Here is a 26622-nt window from a genome sequence, read left to right on the forward strand (position 1 = left end):
GCGATCCAGATTGTCCAAAATGGATAAAAATCGAAGATTCTCCCCAACTCTAAGCTCTGAAACCAAGACTATGACTGGCTTTATTTATGCAACAACGCCAGTTATCTCAACTATTTGCAGCTCATCAGCCTTAAATTGGTTTAGATTTCAAAAGAGTCGGCAGTATCGACCCAACTTTGATTAGGGCGCTGAGGTTCTGAAAACGTCGATGAGCGCAACCATTGGATAAAATGCACGACCCCAACGGCAGTGACAGCCCCCAAGGCCAAGCCAGCCACAAGCAGAATGCCAAAAAATTTCTGCATGGTCCGTTGATTTTCGGCTACGGCTCGGCGGCTATCTTCAGATAGCTCTGCTAAATCTCGTTCGATATCTGAGTTAAATCGGCGTTGCGTTGAGAGCAAAGACTCAAATTCATCGGGGGGTTGGAATGGTTGAGGACTCATTACCTAGCTCTGTAGAGATCATTGGTCAGATAACAGAAGCAGCTTCTAAGAAAATTCGTTTTACTTCTGCATGGGATTCTCGGATTTTACGCTCAATACGACGGGTAGCCGCTTCAATTTCATCGGAAGAGAGGTCATCTCTAAATTCAATATTCATGGCCAACATTATATCTTGGGGGCCAAAGTGAAGGGTGATGGGAGTGTCCATCCGGGTAACGGCATCGTCTGATTTAACAATTTGTTTGATGCTCTCGCGGGTTTCGGGAGAGGCACTTTCACCAATTAATAAACCCTTGGTTTCAATGACGAGCACAACGGCCACTACCGTCAGCAATAGCCCAATCACAATAGAGGCAATGCTGTCATAGACGGAATTCCCTTTTAATTCGGTCATCAAGACACCGATAAAAGCGACGCCTAGACCCATCAAGGCGGCACAATCTTCAAAAATAACGATAAAGGAACTGGGATCTTTACTATTGCTAAGGGTTTCCCAGAAGTTGCTGGAGGTTTTGGGGGTGACTTTATTAAATTCACGAATCGACACAAACAAAGCAATCCCTTCAAACACAGCCGACGCTGCTAAGACGATGTAGCTGAGCCTTGGATCATGGGTGGGGGCTTGAACGTTTATGCTGGTAATGCCTTCATAGATAGAAAGCCCACCGCCCAGGGCAAAGATCAAAACGGCCACGATCAAAGACCAAAAGTACAGTTCTTGGCCATATCCGAGGGGGTGTTGTTCATCGGGGCCGGCTTCACTTTTATGCAGACCGTAGAGGAGCAGCACTTCGTTCGTGGAATCTACGACGGAATGAATGCCTTCCGATAACATCGCGGAGCTACCGCTGATCCCTGCACCAATGAACTTGGCGATGCCAATGGCAATATTAGCCGCCATGGCAGCATAAATCGAGACTTTAGAAGAATGGGCGTTGGACATAAAGCTAACGTTTAGGGGCGAGTACCGACGAATGGCTGAAGTCAATAGAGTGCGGACAATAAGGGTTAACCGCAAGCATTCATTGATTCAAAACGGGTTCCTATCTCAGGGATAGGTCACTAACAATAGTGCCCTGGCTTGTCCCACTTTTCCACTTCCGTTGAGATTCTAAAGCGGGTTATGACATTACTTTGTATTTAACCTTTGAGTATTGGTGACTAAACTTTGCGTAAATTCGTCGAATCGCTCGGCTAGTTTTTCATCAATTAACTGCCCATCTTCATCAAAGGCTCGCCAGGCTTGACCAATGGCAATCTGCTCAGGAATGACCCAAGCATGTACCCACCGCATAATCAGGCGCATCTCATTCAAGGCATTGCTGTTGGGTTGTCCTCCTAGAACACTGATTAACCCAGTGACTTTGCCACTAAGCTCGGTAAATCCCATTAAATCCAACGCATTCTTAATGACACCACTGACGCTACCGTGGTATTCCGGTGTCGCCAAAATAAGTCCGTCAGCTTGAGTGACCACTTCTCGCAAGACACTAACATCCGGAAAATTAGAATAGTCTTTACCACCATCACAAAAAGGCAGCGTCATCGTTCTGAGATCCAGCACTTGAACGTCAACATCAAGAGCTTTAACCCTTTCTGACGCTAGTTTCAATGCCATCATGCTATAGGAAGAGGTTCGTAGACTACCGCCAATACCAACAATTTTGGTCATGGATATTAAGCTCACTGGGGATTCTTTCAGAGTCTAGCGAACCTAAAGGTGCGTTGGTCGATATCAGTGGAGTTCTTCTACCCCCTAATGAGATAAACCATAATATCTGGTCAGCCTTCATAGATCTAAGGCTTAAGATCTATGGCTTAATTGGTCTGGCTGCGGAAGATGCCAAAGGCTGCAGTATAGCCATGTAAAAAGGTTGTCCCTGCGATCGGTCCAATTTCACCATTGCAGAAAAAGCCACTGACAGGAATGTCCTGAAGATAACGACCAAACAGCTGAGAATCGAAATCAGGCTCTCCGTAGAACCGTTCACCGCGCCCTAAACAGTCAAACAGCAAAGCTGCCATGGGCTGAGGCTGATTGGTGAGGGATTTGTGGCAATATTGCCGAAGTAAGTCTTCTAGTTCATCAGCAGAGGCTTGAGCATCTCGAAGATGAAATTGAATCCGCTGACCCGGACGAATGCGATCGCCTATGGCAATTGCTCCAATTCGCGGATCCACTCCAATCAAATTGCGAATTAAAAAATCACCCGGTTCAAGATCTTGCTTAAACTCATCACAGACAATTCCGACCGAGAGCGAGTGCTGAGCTAATTCACGCTCTTCCGCATCTAAATCCTGAACCAAAGCTTGTAGCGCTTCTAATGGAGTTTGCAACTCGACCTGATCCGTGTTAAAGGTCGCTTCTACCGGAACAGTTTGCTCTTCCACTTGAAGGACAACGTTGCGTTCGGCTTCGGCCACTCGATAGGGTTGGCCAATAGGACGACAACCTTGAGCCACAATGGTTTCGACCATAATATTGCCACTGAGGGCAACCCCCACCGTGCCCTCCTGATAGAGTTGATCGTCACAAAACAGCCCGCTACCATTCCAGGTGGTTCTGCCACTTGTTAGACCTCCAATTTTGACGGCATTGGGGTAGGCATAATCTAACCCTTGGAGGAGGTCGTTAATCTTAGAACTCGTTGGATCTGCAAACAGAATGAAATGGGGTTGGTGAGTGGGATCAACTTCCAGAAGCTCTGTCCAAGTGAGTGGAGAACTATCTGGATCGGGGAGCTCATCTTCATAGATATGGAAAGTTTGGATATCGACCCCCGGCAATGAGGCGAGGGTTAATGTAATACCCGGTTCCTCTTCGACTTCAGCGGTGTCTCCATTCTGGGTGGGACCAATCACGCCATTCCCACCACAACCAATAAAATGTTGAACGGACAATTTATCTCGAAGCAGGGGCTGTAAACGAGGGAACTCACTAGCAAAGGTGGTAGAGATGAATAGAATCGCCAAATCCGGAGACGCATCTAAAGACTGCAAGGCCGTTGCTATCACTTCATCCAGTGCGGCTTCCAGGGAGGGTTGCGTTGATAGTGCACTAGCCCACTTCATTATTGCTCCTTGGGAGTATCCCACGACATCACGTCTGCTTCATTGAGTTCATACCGCTGCATCAGTTCCTGAGCATTGATTGACCGATTAGCAAGAAAGTAGGGGCACCCCGGCATGGTGTAATCCCATGAACACTCTAATATGTCTGTTGGTGCTTTGGCAGTAATCCACTAGGGATAGCTTCCTTTCGCTAAGATCGAAGGGGGCAACTGCCAGTATCCTAGATACATTCCCCGATTGACTGTCTATCGTCAAGAGAGACCCTCACTCTTTTTGAGATTATGGCACTGGATAATTTACGAAATCTGTATCAACAAGTCATCTTAGAGCATTACAAAAAGCCCCGCCATCGCGGAGTAACTGATACAGTTCATTGTCAGCAACGCGGACATAACCCCTCCTGTGGCGATACGATCGAATTAACCGTGCAACTGGAAGCGTCAGAGGAGCGCATCGCAGCAGTCAAATTTGAAGGAGAGGGCTGTGCAATCGCAATGGCCTCTGCCGACTTAATGGCGGATGCGATGAAGGGTAAAACGATATCTGAAGCCTTGAAAATGGTCCAAGACTTCCAAAAAATGATGAAAGGCGAAGGTGAATTCCCCCGAGAGCATCGCAAGCTTAACGTTATGCAGGGGGTCGCCCAGTTCCCGGTCAGAATTAAATGTGCCACATTGACCTGGCACACCCTAAAGGCCGCCCTAGAGCATCAGACGGTAGAATCAGCGGATGAGTTTGTCAGCAACGAGGAGATCGACTAATGCCCGCCCCTAGTCCTGAGTTTTTTCAGCAAGCCTGTCAATGGTGTGCGATCCTTATGCTTGCCAGTGGTGCGTTTACGGGCTTAGCCTTTGTATTGAATTGGGGTATTCGCTTTCGCTTTGTCGGTATCACCAGCTTTTTGGGCGTACTGACCGGCAGCTTACTGGCCTTGAGCTTTTTCCCAGTGAGTAAAGCCGTGATCCCAGGGGCAGCCAAGTATAATCTGGTTTATGATTTGGCCGGCCCTGAAGTCGTGATCTCCGTCTCTCCAACGATCACTCCCACTGAGCTAGAAGCCACCTTGCTCCAAGCCTCCGAGAATCTATTCTCGCCAGGACGCATGGGGCGGGGAACGGATGATCTAACTATCAAAGTCCGCACGATTCTGCATCAGGAATCAGGCATGTCTCAACTGATTCCCCTCGGCCAAATTCAACGATCTTTGACCGTGCGCGAAGACCCTAACGCTAAAATCACCCTCAATCAGGAAAACTTAGCTGCCCTAGCCACAACGACGTTTGATCCCTCCTCTAGCTAAAATCATAATTGAACGTCAGCTTTCCGAACCGATCAATGGGGATTAAGGGAGAACTGACGAAGTGCTACGTACCGTCCTGCCTATGTCTAAGTCCTTATCTCCCGCTCTATCCTCAACGCTGAATGGTTCCTGTCAAGCCATTGCTCCCCAGCGCATTATTCGAGCGGAGCAGAGTCTGTCTCAATGCGCAGACCTGATCCAGCCCTATGGTCAGCGGCCTCTAGTGGTAGGGGGAGAGCATAGTCTAGCCGTTTTGCAGCCTTATTTAACGGAAGTCTCTGGGTTAGAGCTGTCTGTTGCCCACTACGGCGACGATTGTAGCGAAGCCAGCTTAAAAACATTAGGAGGCGCGGTTACTCGTCATCAAGCCGATGTCATTGTCGGCGTCGGGGGGGGTAAAGCGTTAGACGCAGCCAAACTCCTCGCCCATCGGCATCACTGCCCCGTGATCACTATCCCCACCTCAGCTGCAACCTGCGCGGCTTGGACCGCTTTATCAAATGTGTATTCAGATGCTGGGGCCTTTCAATATGACGTTGGGTTACCCCGATGTCCCGATTTACTGATCCTCGATTACGAGGTCATTCAAACCGCTCCGCAACGCACGCTAATGGCAGGGATTGGCGATGCCTTAGCCAAATGGTACGAAGCGTCAGTGAGTAGCGGTCATTCCCAAGAAACCTTGACGATTGCAGCGGTGCAGCAGGCTCGCGTGTTGCGCGATATCCTGTTGCAAAAGTCGGCGACAGCAATTGCCCAACCGGGTGGTGATGAATGGCGACAAGTGGTAGATGCCACAGTCCTAATGGCGGGGGTTGTGGGGGGCCTCGGCGGTGCCCAATGCCGAACGGTGGCTGCCCATGCCGTCCACAATGGTTTGACCCATCTATCCCCGACCCGCTCTAGCTTGCATGGGGAAAAAGTGGCCTATGGCATTTTGGTGCAGTTGCGTTTAGAGGAACTCCTCCAAAATAATCACTTGGCCACCCAATCTCGCCATCAACTGCTTAAGTTCTATAGGGAGATTGGCTTGCCCATGACCTTAGCCGATTTGGGGATGGAGGATGTATCTCTGAAGCACTTACAAACAGCCGCGCAAGTGGCTTGCCAGCCAGATTCAGATATCCACCATTTACCCTTTACGGTGACGCCGGAGCAGTTGATGGCAGCGATGGTCTCTACCACGAGTCCAATGGCGGATAGTGGCGTGATTCCAGGATCTCCATCGGCAGAGGTTTGCCCATGAGTTTGGATTGGATCAAACCGGCCGCACGACTGAGTGCTTTACCACCCTATGTGTTTGCCCGCTTAGATGAACTTAAAACCTCAGCCCGCCAGCAGGGGCTCGACCTGATTGATTTGGGAATGGGTAACCCGGATGGCCCGCCTCCAGAGCCTGTGATTGAAGCTGCGATCGCAGCCCTGAAATCTCCCAATAATCATGGCTATCCTCCCTTTGAAGGCCATGCGGACTTTCGCCATACCATTACCGATTGGTATCACCGCCGATATGACGTATTGCTCGATCCTGAAATTGAGGCTCTACCGTTACTCGGCTCAAAAGAAGGCTTAACCCACCTTGCCCTGGCCTATATCAATCCGGGGGATGTAGTGTTAGTCCCCAATCCGGCCTATCCACCCCACTTCCGAGGGCCAGCCCTAGCCGGAGCCGAAATTTACGGTTTGCCCTTAAAGGCAGAAAATGACTGGCTGATTGACTTAGGTAGCATCCCTGATCAGGTGGCGGAACGGGCCAAAATTCTCTACTTCAATTACCCTAGTAATCCGACGACGGCTGTGGCTCCCCGAGAGCTGTTTACAGAAATTGTCGCCTTTGCTCGTAAACATCAAATTTTGCTGGTTCACGACCTCTGCTATGCCGAGCTGGCTTTTGATGGCTATCAGCCTGTCAGTCTACTAGAAATCCCGGGAGCGAAGGAGATTGGAGTTGAATTTCATACCCTTTCCAAAACCTATAATATGGCCGGTTGGCGGGTGGGCTTTGTGGTGGGGAACCCCCAAATTATTCAAGGTCTGCGAACCCTCAAAACGAACTTAGACTATGGCATCTTTGCCGTGGTGCAGGCGGCTGCTCAAACGGCTCTCCAACTCCCTGATAGTCATTTACAGGCGGTCCAGCAACGCTATCGAGAGCGACGAGATTTTTTGATTGCAGGGTTGGGTGAGCTGGGCTGGCAGATTCCAAAAACGAAAGCAACCATGTATTTATGGGCACCCTGTCCTGTAGAGATGTCCTCCGCCGACTTTGCCTTAAAGCTGATCCAAGACACCGGAATTGTCATGACGCCCGGCAGCGCCTTTGGTCATCATGGCGAAGGGTATCTGCGGATTAGTTTGATTGCAGAGTGCGATCTCCTTGGTGAAGCGATTCATCGTATTCGCCAATCTCAGATTTGTGGCACTACAACGCCAGCCCCCAGCAACGTTATCAGCCCATCATGAAGGGAAGGTTTCTAACATCTGTGATCATCTGTTGTTTCTCCACTCAGAGCGGCTTCCCTCTGCTATTTGGGAGGAGCCATGACCGTTTCTAGAAGCATCTGTTTAGGATTTTTAGTCGCCATATTAGTGGGAGCGGGCTTACTTCTATTGCCCATCTCAACGGCCAGTGGGGACTGGAATAATCCTGTGATTGCCCTGTTTACCGCCACCTCTGCCGTTTGCGTCACCGGCCATGTGGTGGTGGATACAGGATCCTATTTTTCTCCAATAGGTCAGGTCTTTATCCTCACCCTGATCCAGCTGGGAGGCTTGGGTTATATGGTCTCCACCACATTTTTGCTCTTGTTGCTAGGTCGGAAATTTGGTCTCCGGGATAAAATTGCCCTGCAACAAGCCTTAGATCGCTCCAAATTACAGGGGTCCAATCAGGTGGTTAAATCAATTATCGCCACCATCTTAGTATTTGAGTTAACGGGTATCATCTTGCTGTTTGGGGTGTTTAGCCAGCAGTATGCCACCCCGCTTGCGCTCTGGTATGCCGTATTTCACAGCGTCAGTGCTTGGAATAACGCTGGATTTAGCTTATTCCCCGATAGCCTAAGTAGCTACCAGTTTTCCTGGATGGTGAATCTCACCATTTCGGGCCTCGTGATCATTGGCGGCATCGGTTACGAAGCGATTTTCGAAGTCTATCTGTGGTTGCGAGACCGCCTCACTCGCAAGCAGACACGCACCCTGTTCTCCCTTAACTTTCGCGTGGTAACCAGCACCACCGTAATGTTGCTAACCTTGGGAACCATCGCCTTTTATCTGACTGAATCTCATAATCCCGCCACCTTGCGATCGCTGAGTTGGAACCAACAGTTGATATCGGCTTGGTTTCAGTCCATGACCACCCGCACGGCTGGGTTTAACACCATAGACATCGGCAGGATGACCAATGCAGGGTTATTCCTCACCATTGCCTTTATGTATGTGGGCGGTAGTCCTGGCGGGACAGGCGGTGGGGTGAAAACGACTACTATCAGAGTTTTAAGTAGCTGTACTAAAGCGATTCTTCGGGGCAAAGAGTCCGTCACCATGTACGAACGTCAAATCCCCGTATCCTTAATCTTGAAAGCTGTGGGGGTTGTGGTGGGTTCCATTACTACCATCGTTTCGGCGACAACCTTAATGTCAATCGCCGATCCAGGGGTTGAATTTATCAATATTTTGTTTGAAGTGGTGTCTGCATACGCCACGGTTGGTTTATCCACTGGGATTACGGCTGCTTTATCCGTCAGTTCAAAACTGATTTTGGCAGCCACCATGTATATGGGACGAGTCGGTGTCTTACTCCTGATGGCAGCATTACTAGGTGATCCCCGTCCAAGTACCGTTCGATATCCGGAAGAGTCTTTACTCGTCGGTTAAATCACCTTTGGGCAACAATACTAGCGTTATGGACGTTTACCCGTGAATTTATCATCATTAAGTTTATTTCCAGGTCTAAATAAGAAAAAGCAGCAGTTTGCAGTTATTGGCTTAGGTCGATTTGGCCGGGCGGCTTGCCAGGCACTCCATCAGGCAGGCCAAGAAGTATTAGGAACCGATATTGATGAGAGGCGAGTCGCCGAGGTGGTTAATAACCAATGGGCAGCCCATGCACTCCAGCTCGACTCTACCGATCCAATAGCCCTTAAAGAAGCCGGGATTTACGAATTTGACACAGTCATTATCGCCATTGGCAACTATCTGCAGGAAAGCATTATTACCACGTTGAATGTGAAGGAAGCGGGTGTGGCGAAGGTGGTCGCTAAAGCCTCTTCAGAAGTGCATGGTAAGCTCCTTAAACGGGTCGGTGCTGACCAAGTGGTTTTTCCTGAAAATGAGGCAGGATATGCCTTGGCCCGTGCCCTCACCAAGCCTTCGATTTTAGATCGCTTCGAACTCGATCCTCAACATAGCATCGTTGAAATTGTGGTACCGGAAGAGTTTCACAATAAATCTATGGGTGAGCTGCAGCTCCGGAGCCGTTATGGTCTGAATGTGCTGGCGATCTGTGGCGATCAGAAATTTAATATCAATCCCAGCCCCGATCTCAATTTGCAAAAAGGGTCTGTCATGGTGGTGATTGGAGAAACCAAAGCGATTGATAAGCTGCCGCTCTAACGGGCAATAATGTGAATAGCCTACTGCTTACTTTAGGGATGATTCGTTACCTTGTCTGATCTCCAATCTTTAACTGCTATTCCTCAAGCTTCCCCGGAGTTTAAGTCTGGCTTTGTGGCAATTGTTGGTCGGCCCAATGTCGGCAAGTCGACGTTGATGAATCAACTGATTGGTCAGAAAGTTGCAATTACTTCTCCCGTGGCCCAAACAACTCGCAATCGCCTGCGCGGTATTTTAACGACCCCCTCTGCCCAAATGATTTTTGTGGATACTCCGGGTATTCATAAGCCGCACCACCCGTTGGGTGAGATCTTGGTTAAAAATGCGCAGATGGCGATTCATGCAGTTGATGTTGTGTTATTTGTCGTGGATTGTTCAGCGCCTTTAGGGGGAGGCGATCGCTTTATTGCCCAGTTGCTGACCCAAACGAACACCCCGGTCATTTTGGGACTCAATAAACTCGATTTACAGCGAAAAACCGCGGCGCGGGCCTTGACGTTGGATCAAACCTACAAAACGCTGGCAAAAACGCATCACTGGCCCATTTGTAAGTTTTCTGCGTTGACCACCGCCAAGTTGAATTCGCTACAACGCCAATTGATTCAACATTTGGTGCCTGGCCCTTACTATTACCCGCCTGATCTGGTCACCGACCAACCGGAACGCTTCATTATGGGAGAGCTCATCCGAGAGCAAATTTTGCTGCTCACCCGACAAGAAGTTCCACATTCTGTCGCCATTGTGATTGATCGTGTGGATGAGTCCCCAAAAATTACCCGGATTTTAGCGACCATTCATGTTGAGCGTGGCTCCCAAAAACAGATTGTAATTGGCAAAAAAGGTCAAATGCTGAAAGCAATTGGCACTGAAGCCCGTCAGCAAATTCAAAAGCTGATTGCTGGCAAAGTGTATTTAGAGTTGTTTGTTAAAGTTCAGCCCAAATGGCGGCACTCCAGAATGCATCTGGCAGAACTGGGCTATCAGGTTGAAGCGACCTAGCGTTTAGCCGATTGGGAGGGGTTGCAAGCCTGCCAGACCTCAATCATGGCCTGCACGGCCATTTCCAAGGGAATTTGCTCCAGGGTTTGGCTGTGATGAAATTTTAAGCTAAGCATCAGCTGCTTGTGCAAGACGGAGAGGCGCTGGCGTTCATGGGCAGCTTCGACAACGTCATCATTCATGTGTTCTATGGAGCGAAAGGCATCCGTATGGAATCAGCATTAATGTCGATTGAAAGTCAGTCGTTCAGGCAATTGTGTTTGATGGAAGAGGCGAGATTCTAAAACAAAAACAGAGTCAAATAGCTAAATCATGCTGTTGAACAGAGGAATTGACCCTATGCATCGTTGGCAATTCAAAAACTGCCATTCTTGACAGAGAAAACCACAACACTTTACCCAAGGCACGTATGGAGGCCGAGGAGTTTAACGTATTGTCTAATGCTATTTAAATCAATACTAACTTAGACCTTCTCTGTATGGAAAAGTAACTTTAGATATAAAATCATACAGGTTCTTGGTTCAAATCCATCGCTACAGCTAATGCAGTGTTTGTTGGTTCTCAAGCCGGTTGTTTGACCATTGCCATGACTGTATTGCTGAGTGGGTGATAATGCAGATTTCCACACCTGATTGGGTTAAACATGCTATTTTTTATCAGATTTTTCCCGATCGCTTTGCTTTTCGTCTTCATCCATCTCTACCCTCCCAAGTTCAATGGGAACCTTGGCACTCACCCCCCACTCTTCAGGGGTACAAAGGCGGAAATCTATGGGGCATTATCGATCGCCTTGATTATTTAAGCGATTTAGGGATTACGGCCCTATACTTAACGCCTATTTTTCAATCAGCCTGTAATCATCGGTATCATACCCATGATTATTATCAAGTGGACCCTATCTTAGGTGGGAATGAAGCGCTCTCGGCTTTGTTAACGGCAGCCCATGACCGCCAAATTAAAGTGGTACTGGATGGGGTCTTTAACCATGCCAGTCGAGGTTTTTTCTTCTTTAACGACATCTTAGAGAATGGACCTCATTCTCCTTGGGTGGATTGGTTTCGGGTGGAGGGCTGGCCAGTCGCAGCCTATGAAGGGGATAAAACAGCCAATTATGTGGGTTGGAGCGGGAATCGAGCTTTACCCCAGTTCAATCATGACCATCCCGATGTACGGGAGTACATTATGCGGGTTGCTGAGTATTGGGTGCAGCAGGGCATTGATGGATGGCGGCTGGATGTACCCAATGAAGTAAAAGTACCTGGGTTTTGGCAGGAATTTCGCGATCGCGTTAAGCGTATCAATCCAGAGGCTTATATTGTGGGTGAAATTTGGGACAATGCCCAGCCTTGGTTAGCAGGGGATCAGTTTGATGGCGTTATGAATTATCAATTTCGACAGGCCACCATTGCCTTTGCTGCTGGCTCAAGAGTGGATTTAGCTTACACCACTCAACCCGCCTATGCGCCCTCTCCTGCATTGCAAGCTTCAGACTATGCTGGGCGAATTCAGGAATTGCTGTCTTGGTATCCGTGGGATATTCAGTTGACGCAGTTAAACTTGCTGTCTAGCCACGACACCGCTCGGCTATGGTCGATGGTGCATCAAGATACTCCAAGCATCGTCTTATCTAATTTATTGCTGTTTACCTTTCCGGGAGCACCCTGTATTTATTACGGAGATGAAGTAGGTTTACCAGGGGGCATTGATCCAGATTGCCGTCGCAGTTTTCCCAACGAGGCAGATTGGGATCTCGATCTGCAGGCCTTACATCAGCAGCTAATTCAACTTCGCCAGACTTACCCTGCTTTGCGAACCGGTGACTATCAAGTTCTAAAGGCTACTAAGGAGGGATATGTATTTAGTCGTTGTTTAGAAGATGAAATGCTGATTGTAGCTGTTAACACCAGTTCTCAGGCTATTTCTATAACGCTAGACCTCAAGCTATTGCTCCATCCAGTGTCTACCCTAGAGCCTATTTATGGGAATGCTCAGATCAGCCCATGCACCGCAACTGCTCCTTTGCAGGAAGTCACCCTTAGGTTGTTTCCTCGCCAGGGCAGTATCCTATCTGCTCTCACCTCAGTAAATTGATCTTTGACTAGCGTATTTTCAATTCTGTATCAAGGACGTCAGATTCGTAGAACCAGCTGGGCATCCTAAGTACATGGGGGGACCCCAGTTTCGGGGATGACATGAATGCATCTAAATTCCCGTAAATTAGAAGCCTTATCAGATGGAAGCAATTTTAATGGTTCTAGCTGGATTGCTACTGGGCATCGTTTTCACCCTAGCAATTCTCTATACCTTCTTGGTGGTCCTAGTCTTACCCAGCAGAGCGTCTTTCTCTGCGATTCAGCAGCAGCCGCACCAACTCAAAACTGAAGTTCTCGAACTAAGTGAATTACAGGCGCGAATGGAGCTTAGGCAGTCACAGCCCGTCGAAGCCCATGCTTGGCATAATAACCCTGAGTATTTAGCCTTAAAAGCAGACTTACAGTCTGAATCTCCTGCTTATCGGCATGTCCCTGTTTTTTTGCGGGGATTTATGCCTAAATCATGGAAAAAAGCTTGGCAGTATAGCGAATCGCTCTCGTACATCAATGATTCAATTCCCAAAATTATTTCTAATTGGGATAGTCAAGAGTTTTCTCGTCAATGCACCCCGACTCTATTGAAATCGACTCAGCGCCATGGCCTCGACCAAAGCTTCGCGGATTTGCTGGGACGCTGTGGCAAAATGACGGCCTACCAGGGCATTAAATACTTTGGTTTGGATCATCTACAAGAAGGATCGGGTTGGCAATTTGTGGCCCAAGCAGATTTTGAGCATGGATGGGCAATTATTACTGGCCGTGTTATTTGGCAAGGGCAACGGTGCCGATTGGATCATTTCAGTATCAGTAATGCCTTCTAATCGCTCCCTTTTTAAATGGCGTTGAGGGGCTCCTCGATCGGGATCAAACCTTGAGGGGGACACTCACAACTGCGTCTGTGCCTCCAAGGTCAGTCCTCAAATTCGCGGTCTAAATTACCAATCTTTCCAGGCGAGCTGCTTTTCTGCACCAGCATGGGTTTGCAGAAGAGCTTGATAGGTCGGGCTATCCGCCCATCGATCAATTTCTCGCGCCCGCAACACGGGCAATGGATGAGTGAGTTCCGCCGTGCGGACAGCTTTAAGTAGATTAGCCAGTTCATGATCCATCCGATCGTAGGCGCGGGCTTGATCAATAAAAGCCTCGACGTTTAACTGGGGGGCAAGGGTTGGAGATCCCCCTGCCAGCTTCATTAATACTGAGGCCATCACATTGGCATTTTGGGTCACCAGTAAGCCGGCGCGATCGCAAGTAAATTCTGCGCAACGAACCCAAGCCATCAGCTGCATTTGCAGGTTTTGGGCAATCACGCCGCCCAAAGGAGAGAGTTGGCCAGCCGCTAACACCAACAAGTTTGCAAGGGTGAGATACACCCCATGCTCACATTTGAGATGTCCCAGTTCATGAGCCAATACAGCCTGGATTTCAGCAGGCTCAAGGAGTTCTAACAGCGATGTGTGGACCACAATAAAGGGTTGTTTACCCCGCATTGCCAAGGTATAGGCATTCGGCGTTGGGTGTTGGCGCACATACAATTGCGGGGGTTCAATATCGAGAATATGGCAGGCATCTTGCAAGAGTTGGTGCAAATCAGGCAGCTGCCGTTTGCTCACCAACACACTGGAGCCAATATTCTCCAGATAAAACACCTGCTCAGCCATACTGCCGAGCAAACTTCGAATCAGCCAATCCAGTCCAGGCAATCGCTGAAGGGTTTGGGTCGCTTCTAGATCGAGAGGATGACGGAATTGAGCAGATTGCAACCCAATTAAGGGAATTTTTGAGGTCGCCATTACATTCAAAGTTAACGGAATAGGTAGGTCTAATTGTATTGTGGCATTAGTGCTCGTGGACGAATTAAGCGCTGTAATGGCCTCAATGACTTGACAGAATCTAGGACTGCTTAGGTGCAGGGAATATCTTGGTATTTGTATTGCTGAGGACTGCTCAAGTGTATGAGCCATCAGGGTATATTGAGAAGACTAACAGCATCAGCCTCAAACTCGACATACAATCGATGGTGCGTTTAACTGACCCAGACCTAAGATTTGGCCCAGCGAGAATGTCATCTCATGATGGCTCTTTGTTGCAGATGTGACGGATGTGTTAAGAGTATGCGGATTCGAAGCTGAATCTGTTAGTTTGAAAGGGGCAATCGCTTGCTCCTATTTTATTTCGCGACTTAAATAACAGTAAACAATACGCCTGTGGCTCCAATTAAAAAACGAAATCAACAAAACCAACCCAATATCAACGAACGCATCCGCTTCCCTAAAATTCGCGTAGTCGATGCAGATGGGACTCAACTGGGTATTATGGCTCCCAGCGAAGCAATGGAAATTGCGGATGAGCGAAATCTAGATTTGGTCCTGGTTAGTGACAAAGCGGATCCACCCGTATGCCGAGTTATGGATTACGGGAAATTTAAGTTTGAGCAAGAAAAGAAAGCTCGGGAAGCAAAGAAAAAGCAGCATACTTCCGACGTGAAGGAAGTCAAAATGCGCTACAAAATTGACACCCATGATTATGAAGTTCGGGTCAATCATGCCAAGCGCTTTCTCAAATCCGGAGATAAGGTCAAAGCAACCGTTACGTTTCGGGGACGAGAAATTCAGCATTCTCATCTAGCCGAAGCTTTACTCAAGAAAATGGCCAATGATTTGTTGGACTTTGCAGAGATTCAGCAAGCGCCCAAGCGAGAAGGCCGCAATATGATTATGTATTTATCTCCCAAGAAATAGCGCTAGAGATATATCACAGCTTTTATGGTCCGTCTGTTTGGGTTTAAAGGGGCTGGCCTCCCACTTGGACCCATTCATGGAGTTCATACTCAACGCAACGGTTCAAGATGAGCGGATCCTGCTGGACGATCGCTTGGGCTTCTTCGTAAGACTGGGCTTGAAAAATTAACATCCCACCCGCACTCTCTCGCCAATAGCCCGTTTTAGGATGATGGCCCTGAGCATCTAGGGTTTTGATGTAGGCCAGGTGAGCGGGCACATATCGGTCAAATGTGGCCTTATCGACAATGCCCCGTTCGATCTTGATATACCAGGACATATCTTAAAGATATTTCTGCAAAATCAGAGAAAGCTGCTCCTTAGTCTTAACTGGAGCTTTATCCAAGGGGGTGAAGATCGCGTGTTTCAAAGCATTGTGGGCCTTGGAGGCCGGGGGTGACTGGCTAAGTCGTTTAATGGTCTCTTGAATCACACTTTGGGCATTACTCGCATTTTTGTGAAGGTTACCGATAATCATTTCCACCGTAACGCTGTCATGTTCAGGATGCCAACAGTCATAATCCGTGACTAGGGCCAAGGTTGCATAGGCAATTTCAGCTTCTCGAGCCAGTTTAGCCTCTGGCAGATTGGTCATCCCAATCACGGTGCCACCCCAACTGCGATATAAGTTAGATTCTGCTTTGGTGGAAAAGGCGGGGCCTTCCATACAGACGTAGGTGCCTTGACGATGAAGGGTGACATCGGGGAGATTCAGGGATGCGATCGCATCGCCTAACACCCCTGCCAATGCCCCACAAACCGGATCCCCAAAGCCAATATGGGCCACAATGCCATTGCCAAAGAAGGTAGACACTCGATTCTTGGTGCGATCGATAAATTGGTCCGGCACCACCATATCTAACGGTTTCGCTTCTTCCTTGAGAGATCCAACCGCTGAAGCAGAGATTAAATACTCCACACCCAAAGATTTCATAGCATAGATATTGGCCCGAAAGGGCAGTTCACTGGGAATGAGATGATGATTCCGACCATGGCGAGCGAGGAAAGCAACCCGTGCTCCCTCTAAGGTGCCGACAATCAGCGCATCAGACGGATCACCAAACGGCGTTTTAATTTGAACTTCTTCTACGTCCGTCAGAGCCCCCATGTTATAGAGGCCACTGCCGCCAATAATTCCAATTTTTGCCTGAGCCATATCCAGTACTAGTGAGTATTCAATCCTTTCGTAGTGTACTGGGAAAATCAGTTGCAACAACTAGTTTTGTCACTCGGATTCCTACATCATCGCCGATGGAGTGGGAGAACCTACTCTCAGATAACTTTTCCTCAAACGTGGGTAAACTAGCGCTGAATTAAGTATGTCGTAAAGGTATTGAGTTAAAAATGGCGATTAATCAACCATTTAACGTCCCCTTCAAGCCCATAATTATCTTTTGTATTGTCAGCCTGTTATGTGCATGTTCATCTTCAACGGATCAAAGTGCGTCAGAATCCAGTAGCCCTACAGCAAGTTCAGCTGATCAGAGTGCTCCTCCTTCACCCGCAGACGCTCAAACCGACCTTGTTAATAAGGCTAGAAATACACAGGCAAAGGTTGAGATAGGCACATTGTTAAGAGGACAACAAGCCTATCAACTGGAGAATGGAAAATTCACTACAGATCTCAGTGCTTTAGGTGTAAACATTGAGCTGGAGTCAGATAACCACATCATTGTAGGGATAGAGGCCGGCGAAACAGTAGTTACCATGAAAGCGACTGCGAAAGAACAGGGCCTCAATAGCTATGCAGGTGGTGTTTCCAGTGTAGATTCAGTATCAGAAAGAATTTTGTGTGAGAGTAATCAGCCCAGCCAAGATATTGAACCCCCCACATTCGAGGAGGGAGCTTGGGCTTGTGGTTCAGATTCCCAGAAAGTAGAGGGTTAACACATCAAAAATCAGGGGTTACCCATATGGCAACACCCCTGATTTTTGGTTCCCGATATTGTGGCGAGTTTATGCTGCAGCCCAATCCTGCGGCTTTAAAAAAGTCTCATACAGTTCTGCTTCAGGCGTATTGGGTTCGGGAGAATAAGCATACTCCCAACGTACCAATGGTGGTAGTGACATCAAAATCGATTCAGTTCGACCATTGGTTTGTAGGCCAAAAATCGTGCCTCGGTCATAGACCAAGTTGAACTCTACATAACGACCCCGCCGATAGAGCTGAAAATTACGCTCGCGGTCACCATATGCGGTATCTCGGCGGCGTTCAATAATTGGCACATAGGCGGGCAAAAAAGCATTGCCGCAATCTTGGGCAAAGGCAAATAGTTCATCCCAAGACCGTTGAGGTAGCGTATCGAGCTGATCGCTATGCTGAGCTGCAATCCCTTCAGCATGAGGGCCACGATAGAGCGCCCCTATACCATCTTGATAGTCGAAGAAAATGCCACCCACTCCCCGCATTTCTTGCCGATGCTTCAGATAGAAGTACTCATCACACCAAGGCTTGAAGGTGGAGTAATACTCAGGATGATGGCGATCGCAGGCGGCTTTCATCGTTTGATGAAAATGGACCACATCTTCCTTAAACGGATAGTAAGGGGTTAGATCAATGCCACCCCCAAACCACCACACGGGGCCTGCTTCAAAATACCGATAATTCAGATGCACCGTTGGCACATAGGGATTGCGCGGATGCAGCACCATCGAGGTTCCCGTTGCATAAAACCGGTGGCCTGCGGCTTCTGGCCGTTGTTTAAGAATCGAAGGAGGCAAATGATCGCCCCAGACCTCGGAGTAATTAACGCCCCCTTGTTCGAGGAGGTCACCTTCTCGAAGGACGCGTGAGCGGCCACCACCGCCTTCCGGTCGGTCCCAGGAATCTTCTTGGAAGGTGCTTTTACCATCCAACGCTTCGAGCTTATCGCAAATACTGTCCTGCAAGCCTCGCAAAAATTTTCCCACCTGCTCTTTAGAGTCTGAGGGGGGTGGAGGAGCATTTTTTACCGCTGAGGGAGTGGTTGAAGATGCGGTCATGGGAGGCCTCTAGAGAAATAAGGGCTGAACTTCAGGAGCGCACGCTTGTCTCCTTGCAGGAGAGCGCTGAGCCAACCCGGTTGCTTTAACTACTCTAAAACGATTTGGACCAATGGAGAATAGGGGATTCGAACCCCTGACCTCTGCGGTGCGATCGCAGCACTCTACCAGCTGAGCTAATTCCCCGAGAAACGCGGGCAATGGCCGCGTCAGAATATTTTAGTGAGTCCGTTTTTGTGCTGTCAATTGAAGAGCAGGCCCTCACTGACCAACCAACCCGTTTAGTAAACAGAAAATGAATCCACAACCCGCTGGAACACAGGCTCTACTTTGGTCCAACGAGATTCTGGGGTAGAAAGGCTGAGGGTAAACAGCTTACCCCGGCGGACCACTACGGTCGAAAGATTATGGCGCTTGCCGATGGGTAAATCAACCGTATATTCGAGGGCGTAATAGACTTTCTCATCTTCCGTCCGGGAGGCGGCCGCCAATAAGTCCGCTTCTTGACCCGACTGAGATGGTGCAATCACCGCATTCAGGAGGGTGCGAGCGACATCCGTTGGATCCCCTAGATCGGTCAACTGCGTGTCACTGGTAATATCACTCACCACGACACTGACATTTTCGGTTTCTTCGATCAGGTCGTGAAACACAACGTCAGAGCTTCCTGGCACTTTGATGGGTGCCCAGCCGTTCGGGTACATAAACGTATAGCCATCAATATTGTCTGCATAAGCTTGCAATCCGGCTGTATCAGACGCGCAGGCTTGTAACGTCAGACTTAAGATGATGAGTGCAAGTGCTGCGATTCTTTTGAACATGTTACGTGTCCTTAACCCGTTTTCCTTTGCTTGTAGACAAATTTGATACAAATAAGTGTGTTTATTGTCGCATTGGGAGGAGCGTTCTCTCTATCAATTGCAACAAGATGTTCACGCCTCTGGTCCCCCAGGTTCACTCTCAGGGCCGAAAGAACACCAGTCTGGGCAATGAGCGTTCAAGTCCCAGCCAAAGGGATGAATCGCACAGACCAGAACAGAACGGTTTTCCTTGCTCATTCCGTAGGTTTTGCCATGGTAATTGGCACAGGTATGGCAAACACCGTTTACCTTTTCCAACGCCACCCCAAAGCCGACTTGCGATCGCAGAATCTGGCGCTGTCGATCTTGGCGCTGCCATTGATGGTGGAGGGATTTAAACCAAGCCTGATTGGCATGGTGGGAAGGATTATGTTGCTGCATACCGTCCGAGCCAATTTCGCTATGATTTCTATTGTGACGTTGAAAGCAACATCCGTGGGTAACAAGTTGAGGTGAAGGGATGCGGCGGTATCTGAGCGTTTGGAAATTGTTCTGGGCAACGACGATTGCCGCAGAGATGGAGTATCGCTCTAACTTTGCGATCTCAGCTCTGAGCAGTCTGGGCAATCTTGCTGGTAGTCTATTCGGCCTGTCTTTGTTTTACCGCACGGGATACACCTTCCAAAATTGGAACTGGCATGAAGCCCTCGTTGTATTGGGTATCTTTACCCTCCTTCAAGGCTTTTCAGCCACCTGCTTGGTGCCCAACTTGAACCGGATCGTTCGTCATGTCCAGGAGGGCACCCTGGATTTTATTCTGCTCAAACCCATCAGTAGCCAATTTTGGTTATCGACCTATTCCGTCTCACCTTGGGGCCTGCCCGATGTCATGTTTGGTCTTGGCCTCATTGGCTACGCCGGGTTCCATCTGGGGCTCAGTTGGCAGAATTATGCCCTTGGGCTAGGGCCACTCCTGTGTGGCTTTCTGAGCCTCTATAGCTTGTGGTTTATTTTGGGGGCCACTAGCATTTGGTTTGTCAAAATCTATAACGTTACCGAAGTGCTGCGGGGACTAGTGGAAGCTGGACGCTACCCAGTTGTCGCTTATCCAACCGCCTACCGTTTCTTTTTCACCTTTATTATCCCGGTCACATTTTTAACCACGGTTCCCGCGCAGGCCATGCTCAACCGCGCCACTTGGAATTGGAGTATAGGCGCAGGTTTACTAGCAATTGCTTTATTTGGCTTGTCGAATCGATTTTGGCAATTTGCCCTGCGGTTTTACACGAGTGCATCCAGTTAGCATTCAATCCACGACCACTGGATTGGCTAAAGCCCGAACCTCAACCATGGCAGCTAATACGCCTCCTACTCCGGAAGCCACTAGGCCAATGATCGTCCCCACTTGAGTCCAATTGATGGCAGCAAACGGCCAGACAATACTACAAATAGCAATGGGTGCTAACACTAAGCCCACGGATAAGTTGATCGCCCCCAGCAAGAAGCTGGCTTTGACCGTGAGCGCCTGCCAACCTGCTGTAGTGTCTTGGTTTACTCGACCCGCAATCGCCTTGACCAATGCGCCCATCCCGATCACACATCCCATTCCCGTGACCACCGCCATGGTGGTCCCTGCTGAGAGTTTGGTTGAACCGACTAAAGCGCCAATCGTGGCACCCAGGCTCATCGTGACGATGGTCCACACAACCCACAGTAGACCATTCTTATAGTTTGTAGCCATTTCTTCGATGATGTCTTACGGTTCCATTTTCCCTTAATACGGCTTTCTTATGGATAAAAGGTCAATTCCGGCAATCCCAGGGTTTCTGGCCAGCCCATTATCAAATTCAAACATTGAACCGCTTGGCCCGCTTGACCCTTCATCAAGTTGTCAATTGCTGAAATTACGATCACCCGTCCTGTTCGTTGATCAACCTCTATCCCCAAATAGCAAAGGTTGGTCCCATAGGCCCATTTCGTATAGGGATAGGTGCTACTGGGCAATACTTTGACCCAGGGCGCTTTGCGATAAAACGCGCTAAAGATGGTGATTAAATCCTCCCGCACCAGTCCTGGATCCCGCATGGTGGCATAGACCGTTGCCAAGATTCCTCGGGTCATAGGAGCTAAGTGAGGCGTAAATTGAACCGTCACTTCTTGACCCGCGAGGTCACTACTGATCTGTTCAATTTCAGGCGTATGGCGATGATGGGCAACACCATAGGGGCCAATGCTGTCATTGGCTTCTGCCAAGAGTAGATGAGTTTTGGCTTGACGGCCTCCCCCAGACGTCCCTGTCTTAGCATCAATAATGGCGCTATTAGGTTCGATTAAACCCTGTTTTAGCAGGGGGGCTAAAGCTAGTAAGCTGGCTGTTGGAAAACATCCTGGACAACCGACAAGCTGAGCCGTTGTAATGGCCTGTCGATAGATTTCTGGTAAGCCGTAGACAGCAGTAGCAGCAAGGTCACGATCTTGACGCTTGGTCCCGTACCAGTCTTCATAGGTATCCAGATTGGCAAACCGATAATCAGCGGACAGATCCAAGACTTTGCAGCCTCGCTCAACCAAAGTCGGGGCAATCTCTGCCGCCAAGCCATTCGGAAGGGCCAAAAAGACCACCTTTGTCCGTTCAACGACGTTTTCTAAATCAATCGATTCTACTTTGAGATCTTGCTTAAACCCTAGGTGGGGGTAAAGCTCTACAAAGGGACGTCCTGCACTACTGTTGCCGCCTAAATAAGCCAACTGGACCTGGGGATGTTCCAGCAATAGGCGAACCAGTTGGACCCCACCATACCCAGATGCACCAATAATGCCAACTGGAATATCTTCCTGAGAACCCATATTCATTACTTCCTCAGAGGTCAGTCATACAAACGGTTAATGTAGTTCAGGCTTCCCAAAAATGGCGATGATGATATCGATCACCCCCTTGATTGATATCGATCACTGCATTGAATAGCATTGACTGCATTAGTTCATATTTGCTGCATTGTAGTACCAAATACCCCTTTCATCGGGTTTTGTTGAATCGAAGGATTCTGTGTGAACTACCGTCTTCACCCCTTAGAATTAAGGAGAAGATGTTAAAAAACGTTACGGTACCGTCACTTGAATCCCCACGCTACACCGACAGACTCTTTTGAATTTGACTCCATTGAAGATGCCCTTGCGGAGTTTAAAGCGGGACATGCCATTGTCGTGGTGGATGATGAGAATCGGGAGAATGAAGGCGATCTGATCTGCGCAGCTCAATTCGCCACGCCGGATATGATCAATTTTATGGCAGTGGAAGCGCGGGGGTTAATTTGTCTGGCGATGACGGGGGAACGGTTAGACGCATTAGAACTGCCGCTGATGGTTACGAATAACACCGACAGAAACCAAACTGCCTTTACCGTCAGTATCGATGCCTCTCCTCATCTGGGTGTGACGACCGGCATTTCAGCGGAAGATCGGGCTCGCACCATCCAAGTCGCAGTTAATCCAGATTCCTTACCCACAGATTTGCGACGACCTGGGCATATTTTCCCCTTAAGAGCCCGCTCTGGCGGCGTCTTACACCGAGCAGGCCATACTGAAGCGGCGATTGATTTGACCCGGTTATCAGGGTTATACCCAGCGGGTGTGATTTGTGAAATCCAAAATCCCGATGGGTCGATGGCTCGCCTACCGCAACTCAAAGACTATGCCCGTGAACATCAGCTAAAAATCATCAGCATTGCCGATTTGATTAGCTATCGGCTTCAGCATGAACGGTTTGTTCATCGAGAAACGGTTGCTGAGATGCCCACTGAGTTTGGTCAGTTTCAAATTTATGCTTACCGAAATCAGCTCGATCACAAGGAACATGTCGCCATTGTTAAAGGTGATCCTAAACAGTTTGGGCAACAGCCCGTGATGGTGCGGATGCACTCCGAATGCCTCACCGGAGATGCTATCGGCTCGCTGCGCTGTGACTGTCGGATGCAGCTCCAGGCTGCCCTCAAAATGATTGAGAATGTGGGGCAGGGCGTCGTAGTGTATTTAAGACAAGAAGGCCGCGGGATTGGGCTCGTCAATAAACTGAAAGCCTATTCCTTGCAAGATATGGGTCTCGATACCGTAGAAGCGAATGAAAAGTTAGGATTTCCAGCCGATTTACGAAACTACGGTGTAGGGGCTCAAATCCTTAACGATCTGGGGATTAAAAAAATCCGCCTGATTACCAATAATCCTCGTAAGATAGCAGGGCTCAAAGGTTATGGGTTGGAAGTTGCCGATCGGGTCCCTTTGCTCATCGAAGCCAACACCTACAATACGACTTACTTAAATACCAAGGCAGAAAAGCTAGGCCATATGCTTTTGCAAACCTACCTGCTAACGATTGCGATTCGATGGCAGGATGAACCCCTAGATGTGACTCAACGCTACGACCGTCTTGAAAAACTGCGCCATTTGGCAGATAATCAGCATCTTTTGTTACAAGAAGAGGCCCGTCCAGTTGGAATTGCACTGTTCGAAGGCCAGTCCCTAATTGGCCATTTGGGTTTGGATCAACCTAATGTTGCCGCTGCGGATTGGTATGAGCAAAAAGGACATCCTTACCTTGAAGCTGTAGCTCGCATATTCGAAGATTTACAGTCTTGGCCCAATATTGCAGGGTTCGAATTCCTGATTTCTTCAGGAACTGACCCCCTGAAAAATCTCCAAGTCAAGCTCGATCGCAAGACGGTGGATGCGAGTCAATTATCCTTAGCCCTTGGTCATGCCCTGGAAACACAAACCATTTATAGCGTGTCTTCCCGCTCATAATCTGGTTATGCTGCTCCAGTGACTACCATTGGCACGCCCCCTGCGGGTGTAAAGGTAATTCCCCGGCGAACGGGTTGAATGGGTTTTGGGCTAACTAGTTGTAGGCTGGTTTGTTTGAGGATGGTCGCCAGCACTAATTTCATCTCAAATAAGGCAAACGCGTACCCTACACAGCGACGGTTACTCCCGCCAAAGGGGAAATACTCATAGGGTGAAAACTGGCGTTCCAAAAACCGTCCAGGCCAGAAGGTATGGGGATTAGGGTAGAGCTCTTCGCGGTGATGAACCAGATAGATACAGGGGGTCAGCATGGCACCCACAGGCAGATCGTAGCCCATGACTCGTAGAGGCTGTTTGAGAGTGCGGCTAAAGGTAAACAACACCAGGGGATAAATTCGCAACGTTTCTGAACAGACTGCGCTGAGATAGGGTAGCTTGGCAATCTCACTTGGGTCTGTATCTGGAGTGATATCCCTTAACTCTGCTAGTAATTTCGTCCGCACTTCGGGAACCTGATGAATCCAATAGAAGGCCCAAGCCAATGCTGAAGCAGTGGTTTCATGGCCAGCGAAGAGCAGTGTCATGAGCTCGTCCCGTAATTCAGCATCGCTCATGGGTTCCCCCTGTTCATCTCGGGCCGCAAGGAGCAGGCTGAGAATATCTTGCCCTAGGGGCTGCTGACGCCGTCCCTGAATTTCGGCGAGCAGTAGAGCATTAATGGCTTGCCGACGCCGTAGAAATTTCCCCCATAAACTCCAAGGTCCTAAGTCTTTTTGCAGCCCGGTGAGAAAGAGATGGCTAGACCCCAAGGGCGTATCGAAGGTATGGAGCATCTCGTCCAGGAGCTGACGCAGCTGCTGAAAGCGCTCATTATTATTAATGCCAAAGATGGTTCGCAGTATGACCCGAAGGGTAATTTCTTGGGTAGCCGAGCGCATCACAAAGGGCTGATTTTGGGACCATTCTTGTGAGACTTGAGTTGCGATCGCACATATTGCTTCACCATAGGCCCGCATTCGTTCGCCATGAAAGGTCGGCATCATTAGCTTTCGTCGTTTTTGATGGGCTTTGCCTTCTAAGAGGATAAGACCCTGATCGCCCGTAATCGGAGAGATAATCTGGTTGCCGCTCACACTGTCAAAGTAGTTGGGGTCAGTCGTAAAGACTTGCTCAATGGCCTTAGGGTGGTTGAGCAGAATAAAGGGAGGGAAGCCCCAAGACCGCCCTACAAAAATGTCGCCATGCTCAACATGGGCTTTCTCCAGATAAGGAATGGGATTAACAATGCTTTGAAGGGTTTGGAGCCATATAGGAGACTGTACCTCTGGCAGAGGGGAGGAAGGATGGGGGGCAAGAGTGGGCGCTGTTGCAGTCATCTTTATTTCTCCAAACTAAGAATAGGCTAACCTTGATACCACTCTTATGGCATTTCCCAATTTGCCCTAGGGAAGATCAGAACGTTAAGCAGAAACTTAAGCAGCATTGAGCACTGTGACTGGAGTGCGATCGCAAATCTGCTATCAATTCGTTTGATTTCACACACAGAATACCGCTGTTTTCAACACGTTCTAAAGCAGCCTAGATGCTCCAGGTTGAAACCAGTCCAGCTCCAACCCTTTCGCCAGTAATATTTCTGAGGTAGGCTGGGGCGGGAAAGGAATCTGTCCTGCTTGACACATATGGTCAGCAAGCGTCTGGGCATAGCGATGGGCAAAGGCTTCTTTATCTTGCGAGGGCTTAGAGTCAAACGCCTGATTAAGACGGGCATCTTCAGCATCGCTATTGGTATCAAGACCTGGGCGAATAACGCTTTGCATCCAATCCACATAATGTCCAATTTCATGAAATAGGGTTCGAAAGAGAACCGTATTACGAACTGACTCATACGTTCGGTGGATCGTGTAATCCCGTCGTCCTTTTTCGATCCGATGACCATCAGCTTCTAATCGAGCCAGTTCATCTTGCGAGTCAGGTTGCAGTGAGAGGGGCCACCGTAAGGTTTGCTTAAGATTATGGGCTTCAATACAAACCGCAGGTCCTGAATAAGATCCAGGCGTCGCATAGTAAAGGAAGCGACCCCAGACTGGATGGAGTTGATCTTGTTTACGCGTCGGTTGACGGAAGATGATCAACTCCAAGCCCTCCAGATCAGACTGGGGAACATAGTCTAAAACAGACATCACATCTGTAACAGTACAGGGATAAAAGCACTCCGGGCGGGGCGGTTCCAACAAAAACGTCAGCTCATATTCGCCAATCTTTTCCTGAATCACAATAGGCTTGTGAAGGACTTCCCAAAACACCCGATCATCCGGCCATGATTTCGGAATCACCAAATGATTATTCTGACCATATCCTTGCTTTGATGTACCAATATTGCGATTACGGCGGGTAGGATTCCAACCTCTATGCATCTAATGCTCCTTAGTCTTCGTCCATGGTAGCCTTCGCCCCCAAAAAACTTGCGGCTAGCATCAAAAAAGCCCCCGATGAATCGGGGGCTTTTTTGATTAAACTTTATCGTTTGAAGTTATTGTCTACAGAGCGTTACCGCGAGGTAGAACTTCTTCAGGGAAGATGAAGTTTTCATGGATTTGGTCTTGGGGTGCCATCCAAGCACGTAGACCTTCGTTCAACAAGATGTTCTTGGTGTAGAAGGTTTCGAACTCAGGGTCTTCAGCAGCCCGGATTTCCTGGCTGACGAAGTCATATGCACGCATGTTGAGCGCAATTCCCACC

28 protein-coding genes, 1 tRNA gene and 1 pseudogene are annotated in these 26622 nt (G+C 48.7%); 13 read left to right on the top strand and 17 right to left on the bottom strand.

The window, feature by feature from the left end; genetic code table 11:
- Positions 1 to 140 precede the first annotated feature (140 nt).
- The 4 genes from Q0991_RS05760 to Q0991_RS05775 form a co-directional block, all read right to left on the bottom strand.
- Entirely contained in the window at positions 141 to 446 is a 306-nt protein-coding gene (locus tag Q0991_RS05760) for a hypothetical protein (protein WP_299486339.1), read from the bottom strand.
- Between the two features lie 25 nt (positions 447 to 471).
- Positions 472 to 1389, bottom strand: a complete 918-nt coding sequence (locus Q0991_RS05765; RefSeq protein ID WP_366524903.1) for a cation diffusion facilitator family transporter — start codon at positions 1387 to 1389, stop codon at positions 472 to 474.
- Positions 1390 to 1575: 186 nt separating this feature from the next.
- Positions 1576 to 2118 (bottom strand): NADPH-dependent FMN reductase, encoded by a 543-nt coding sequence (locus Q0991_RS05770; RefSeq protein WP_299486343.1) that lies wholly within the window; start codon positions 2116 to 2118, stop codon positions 1576 to 1578.
- Positions 2119 to 2264: 146 nt separating this feature from the next.
- On the bottom strand, positions 2265 to 3518 hold the full coding sequence (locus Q0991_RS05775; RefSeq protein WP_299486345.1) for an FIST N-terminal domain-containing protein: 1254 nt from the start codon (positions 3516 to 3518) through the stop codon (positions 2265 to 2267).
- Positions 3519 to 3799: 281 nt separating this feature from the next.
- Between Q0991_RS05775 and sufU the strand changes: the two genes are divergently transcribed.
- The 7 genes from sufU (at position 3800) to era (ending at position 10431) form a co-directional block, all read left to right on the top strand.
- The gene (gene sufU / locus Q0991_RS05780; RefSeq protein WP_299486347.1) at positions 3800 to 4279 is read left to right on the top strand and encodes a Fe-S cluster assembly sulfur transfer protein SufU; all 480 of its coding nucleotides are present in this window, start codon (positions 3800 to 3802) and stop codon (positions 4277 to 4279) included.
- The gene (locus Q0991_RS05785; protein WP_299486349.1) at positions 4279 to 4818 is read left to right on the top strand and encodes a Ycf51 family protein; all 540 of its coding nucleotides are present in this window, start codon (positions 4279 to 4281) and stop codon (positions 4816 to 4818) included. The genes sufU and Q0991_RS05785 overlap by 1 nt, the downstream gene beginning before the upstream one ends.
- A gap of 82 nt (positions 4819 to 4900) precedes the next feature.
- Positions 4901 to 6064 carry an iron-containing alcohol dehydrogenase family protein gene (locus Q0991_RS05790; RefSeq protein ID WP_299486351.1) on the top strand — a complete coding sequence of 388 codons (1164 nt, stop codon included), beginning with the start codon at positions 4901 to 4903 and terminating at the stop codon, positions 6062 to 6064.
- Positions 6061 to 7281, top strand: a complete 1221-nt coding sequence (locus tag Q0991_RS05795) for an aspartate aminotransferase (protein WP_299486352.1) — start codon at positions 6061 to 6063, stop codon at positions 7279 to 7281. The genes Q0991_RS05790 and Q0991_RS05795 overlap by 4 nt, the downstream gene beginning before the upstream one ends.
- A gap of 78 nt (positions 7282 to 7359) precedes the next feature.
- Positions 7360 to 8694, top strand: a complete 1335-nt coding sequence (locus Q0991_RS05800; RefSeq protein WP_299486354.1) for a TrkH family potassium uptake protein — start codon at positions 7360 to 7362, stop codon at positions 8692 to 8694.
- A gap of 42 nt (positions 8695 to 8736) precedes the next feature.
- Positions 8737 to 9432 carry a TrkA family potassium uptake protein gene (locus Q0991_RS05805; protein ID WP_299486356.1) on the top strand — a complete coding sequence of 232 codons (696 nt, stop codon included), beginning with the start codon at positions 8737 to 8739 and terminating at the stop codon, positions 9430 to 9432.
- 51 nt (positions 9433 to 9483) lie between these two features.
- Positions 9484 to 10431 (top strand): GTPase Era, encoded by a 948-nt coding sequence (gene era / locus Q0991_RS05810; protein ID WP_299486358.1) that lies wholly within the window; start codon positions 9484 to 9486, stop codon positions 10429 to 10431.
- Here era and Q0991_RS05815 read toward each other — a convergent pair.
- The gene (locus Q0991_RS05815; RefSeq protein WP_299486360.1) at positions 10428 to 10613 is read right to left on the bottom strand and encodes a hypothetical protein; all 186 of its coding nucleotides are present in this window, start codon (positions 10611 to 10613) and stop codon (positions 10428 to 10430) included. The genes era and Q0991_RS05815 overlap by 4 nt on opposite strands.
- Before the next feature lie 430 nt (positions 10614 to 11043).
- Here Q0991_RS05815 and Q0991_RS05820 point away from each other — a divergent pair, with 430 nt between their 5' ends.
- Positions 11044 to 12522, top strand: a complete 1479-nt coding sequence (locus Q0991_RS05820) for a glycoside hydrolase family 13 protein (RefSeq protein ID WP_299486362.1) — start codon at positions 11044 to 11046, stop codon at positions 12520 to 12522.
- Between the two features lie 142 nt (positions 12523 to 12664).
- On the top strand, positions 12665 to 13345 hold the full coding sequence (locus Q0991_RS05825) for a hypothetical protein (protein ID WP_299486364.1): 681 nt from the start codon (positions 12665 to 12667) through the stop codon (positions 13343 to 13345).
- 114 nt (positions 13346 to 13459) lie between these two features.
- On the opposite strand, the gene Q0991_RS05830 is transcribed toward Q0991_RS05825, so the two are convergent.
- Positions 13460 to 14317: a M48 family metallopeptidase gene (locus Q0991_RS05830; RefSeq protein ID WP_299486365.1), complete on the bottom strand. Its 858-nt coding sequence runs from the start codon at positions 14315 to 14317 to the stop codon at positions 13460 to 13462.
- 414 nt (positions 14318 to 14731) lie between these two features.
- Here Q0991_RS05830 and infC point away from each other — a divergent pair, with 414 nt between their 5' ends.
- Entirely contained in the window at positions 14732 to 15265 is a 534-nt protein-coding gene (gene infC / locus Q0991_RS05835) for a translation initiation factor IF-3 (RefSeq protein ID WP_299486367.1), read from the top strand.
- Between the two features lie 43 nt (positions 15266 to 15308).
- Here the strand turns inward: infC and Q0991_RS05840 are convergent, their stop codons facing one another.
- Positions 15309 to 15584 (bottom strand): YciI family protein, encoded by a 276-nt coding sequence (locus tag Q0991_RS05840; protein ID WP_299486368.1) that lies wholly within the window; start codon positions 15582 to 15584, stop codon positions 15309 to 15311.
- A 3-nt stretch (positions 15585 to 15587) separates the two neighbouring features.
- The gene (locus tag Q0991_RS05845) at positions 15588 to 16460 is read right to left on the bottom strand and encodes an S-methyl-5'-thioadenosine phosphorylase (RefSeq protein WP_299486369.1); all 873 of its coding nucleotides are present in this window, start codon (positions 16458 to 16460) and stop codon (positions 15588 to 15590) included.
- 188 nt (positions 16461 to 16648) lie between these two features.
- Here Q0991_RS05845 and Q0991_RS05850 point away from each other — a divergent pair, with 188 nt between their 5' ends.
- Positions 16649 to 17191 carry a type IV pilin-like G/H family protein gene (locus Q0991_RS05850; RefSeq protein WP_299486370.1) on the top strand — a complete coding sequence of 181 codons (543 nt, stop codon included), beginning with the start codon at positions 16649 to 16651 and terminating at the stop codon, positions 17189 to 17191.
- 69 nt (positions 17192 to 17260) lie between these two features.
- On the opposite strand, the gene hemF is transcribed toward Q0991_RS05850, so the two are convergent.
- The 4 genes from hemF to Q0991_RS05870 all read right to left on the bottom strand — a co-directional run bounded on the left by hemF (position 17261) and on the right by Q0991_RS05870 (position 19527).
- Positions 17261 to 18286 carry an oxygen-dependent coproporphyrinogen oxidase gene (gene hemF / locus Q0991_RS05855; protein ID WP_299486372.1) on the bottom strand — a complete coding sequence of 342 codons (1026 nt, stop codon included), beginning with the start codon at positions 18284 to 18286 and terminating at the stop codon, positions 17261 to 17263.
- 113 nt (positions 18287 to 18399) lie between these two features.
- Positions 18400 to 18472: transfer RNA gene (locus Q0991_RS05860), tRNA-Ala, on the bottom strand.
- Positions 18473 to 18567: 95 nt separating this feature from the next.
- Entirely contained in the window at positions 18568 to 19107 is a 540-nt protein-coding gene (psbP, locus tag Q0991_RS05865; RefSeq protein ID WP_299486374.1) for a photosystem II reaction center PsbP, read from the bottom strand.
- Between the two features lie 111 nt (positions 19108 to 19218).
- Positions 19219 to 19527 carry a hypothetical protein gene (locus tag Q0991_RS05870; RefSeq protein ID WP_299486376.1) on the bottom strand — a complete coding sequence of 103 codons (309 nt, stop codon included), beginning with the start codon at positions 19525 to 19527 and terminating at the stop codon, positions 19219 to 19221.
- A 79-nt stretch (positions 19528 to 19606) separates the two neighbouring features.
- Here Q0991_RS05870 and Q0991_RS05875 point away from each other — a divergent pair, with 79 nt between their 5' ends.
- Positions 19607 to 20389, top strand: a complete 783-nt coding sequence (locus Q0991_RS05875) for an ABC transporter permease (RefSeq protein WP_299486377.1) — start codon at positions 19607 to 19609, stop codon at positions 20387 to 20389.
- Between the two features lie 3 nt (positions 20390 to 20392).
- Here Q0991_RS05875 and Q0991_RS05880 read toward each other — a convergent pair whose 3' ends face one another.
- Both Q0991_RS05880 and argC read right to left on the bottom strand, forming a co-directional pair.
- On the bottom strand, positions 20393 to 20827 hold the full coding sequence (locus Q0991_RS05880) for a hypothetical protein (RefSeq protein WP_299486379.1): 435 nt from the start codon (positions 20825 to 20827) through the stop codon (positions 20393 to 20395).
- 47 nt (positions 20828 to 20874) lie between these two features.
- Positions 20875 to 21933, bottom strand: a complete 1059-nt coding sequence (gene argC / locus Q0991_RS05885) for an N-acetyl-gamma-glutamyl-phosphate reductase (protein WP_299486385.1) — start codon at positions 21931 to 21933, stop codon at positions 20875 to 20877.
- Between the two features lie 267 nt (positions 21934 to 22200).
- Between argC and ribBA the strand changes: the two genes are divergently transcribed.
- The gene (gene ribBA / locus Q0991_RS05890) at positions 22201 to 23883 is read left to right on the top strand and encodes a bifunctional 3,4-dihydroxy-2-butanone-4-phosphate synthase/GTP cyclohydrolase II (protein ID WP_299486381.1); all 1683 of its coding nucleotides are present in this window, start codon (positions 22201 to 22203) and stop codon (positions 23881 to 23883) included.
- A 5-nt stretch (positions 23884 to 23888) separates the two neighbouring features.
- Here ribBA and Q0991_RS05895 read toward each other — a convergent pair whose 3' ends face one another.
- From Q0991_RS05895 to Q0991_RS05905, 3 genes and pseudogenes are all read right to left on the bottom strand, one after another.
- Positions 23889 to 25259, bottom strand: coding sequence for a cytochrome P450 (locus tag Q0991_RS05895; RefSeq protein ID WP_299486383.1), 1371 nt, complete (start codon positions 25257 to 25259; stop codon positions 23889 to 23891).
- Between the two features lie 192 nt (positions 25260 to 25451).
- On the bottom strand, positions 25452 to 26297 hold the full coding sequence (locus Q0991_RS05900; protein WP_299486384.1) for a hypothetical protein: 846 nt from the start codon (positions 26295 to 26297) through the stop codon (positions 25452 to 25454).
- 123 nt (positions 26298 to 26420) lie between these two features.
- Positions 26421 to 26622 (bottom strand): annotated as a pseudogene (locus Q0991_RS05905) (photosystem II D2 protein (photosystem q(a) protein)); the annotation flags it as partial.

It is taken from the genome of Acaryochloris sp. IP29b_bin.137, assembly GCF_028285745.1.
Lineage (GTDB): Bacteria > Cyanobacteriota > Cyanobacteriia > Thermosynechococcales > Thermosynechococcaceae > Acaryochloris.

Bases quoted from the DNA above. Each gene is read 5' to 3' on its own strand.
- Q0991_RS05760 (WP_299486339.1), bottom strand. From the start codon at position 446: ATGAGTCCTCAACCATTCCAACCCCCCGATGAATTTGAGTCTTTGCTC.
- Q0991_RS05765 (WP_366524903.1), bottom strand. From the start codon at position 1,389: ATGTCCAACGCCCATTCTTCTAAAGTCTCGATTTATGCTGCCATGGCG.
- Q0991_RS05770 (WP_299486343.1), bottom strand. From the start codon at position 2,118: ATGACCAAAATTGTTGGTATTGGCGGTAGTCTACGAACCTCTTCCTAT.
- Q0991_RS05775 (WP_299486345.1), bottom strand. From the start codon at position 3,518: ATGAAGTGGGCTAGTGCACTATCAACGCAACCCTCCCTGGAAGCCGCA.
- sufU (WP_299486347.1), top strand. From the start codon at position 3,800: ATGGCACTGGATAATTTACGAAATCTGTATCAACAAGTCATCTTAGAG.
- Q0991_RS05785 (WP_299486349.1), top strand. From the start codon at position 4,279: ATGCCCGCCCCTAGTCCTGAGTTTTTTCAGCAAGCCTGTCAATGGTGT.
- Q0991_RS05790 (WP_299486351.1), top strand. From the start codon at position 4,901: ATGTCTAAGTCCTTATCTCCCGCTCTATCCTCAACGCTGAATGGTTCC.
- Q0991_RS05795 (WP_299486352.1), top strand. From the start codon at position 6,061: ATGAGTTTGGATTGGATCAAACCGGCCGCACGACTGAGTGCTTTACCA.
- Q0991_RS05800 (WP_299486354.1), top strand. From the start codon at position 7,360: ATGACCGTTTCTAGAAGCATCTGTTTAGGATTTTTAGTCGCCATATTA.
- Q0991_RS05815 (WP_299486360.1), bottom strand. From the start codon at position 10,613: ATGAATGATGACGTTGTCGAAGCTGCCCATGAACGCCAGCGCCTCTCC.
- Q0991_RS05820 (WP_299486362.1), top strand. From the start codon at position 11,044: ATGCAGATTTCCACACCTGATTGGGTTAAACATGCTATTTTTTATCAG.
- Q0991_RS05825 (WP_299486364.1), top strand. From the start codon at position 12,665: ATGGAAGCAATTTTAATGGTTCTAGCTGGATTGCTACTGGGCATCGTT.
- Q0991_RS05830 (WP_299486365.1), bottom strand. From the start codon at position 14,317: ATGGCGACCTCAAAAATTCCCTTAATTGGGTTGCAATCTGCTCAATTC.
- Q0991_RS05840 (WP_299486368.1), bottom strand. From the start codon at position 15,584: ATGTCCTGGTATATCAAGATCGAACGGGGCATTGTCGATAAGGCCACA.
- Q0991_RS05845 (WP_299486369.1), bottom strand. From the start codon at position 16,460: ATGGCTCAGGCAAAAATTGGAATTATTGGCGGCAGTGGCCTCTATAAC.
- Q0991_RS05850 (WP_299486370.1), top strand. From the start codon at position 16,649: ATGGCGATTAATCAACCATTTAACGTCCCCTTCAAGCCCATAATTATC.
- hemF (WP_299486372.1), bottom strand. From the start codon at position 18,286: ATGACCGCATCTTCAACCACTCCCTCAGCGGTAAAAAATGCTCCTCCA.
- psbP (WP_299486374.1), bottom strand. From the start codon at position 19,107: ATGTTCAAAAGAATCGCAGCACTTGCACTCATCATCTTAAGTCTGACG.
- Q0991_RS05870 (WP_299486376.1), bottom strand. From the start codon at position 19,527: ATGCAGCAACATAATCCTTCCCACCATGCCAATCAGGCTTGGTTTAAA.
- Q0991_RS05875 (WP_299486377.1), top strand. From the start codon at position 19,607: ATGCGGCGGTATCTGAGCGTTTGGAAATTGTTCTGGGCAACGACGATT.
- Q0991_RS05880 (WP_299486379.1), bottom strand. From the start codon at position 20,827: ATGGCTACAAACTATAAGAATGGTCTACTGTGGGTTGTGTGGACCATC.
- argC (WP_299486385.1), bottom strand. From the start codon at position 21,933: ATGGGTTCTCAGGAAGATATTCCAGTTGGCATTATTGGTGCATCTGGG.
- Q0991_RS05895 (WP_299486383.1), bottom strand. From the start codon at position 25,259: ATGACTGCAACAGCGCCCACTCTTGCCCCCCATCCTTCCTCCCCTCTG.
- Q0991_RS05900 (WP_299486384.1), bottom strand. From the start codon at position 26,297: ATGCATAGAGGTTGGAATCCTACCCGCCGTAATCGCAATATTGGTACA.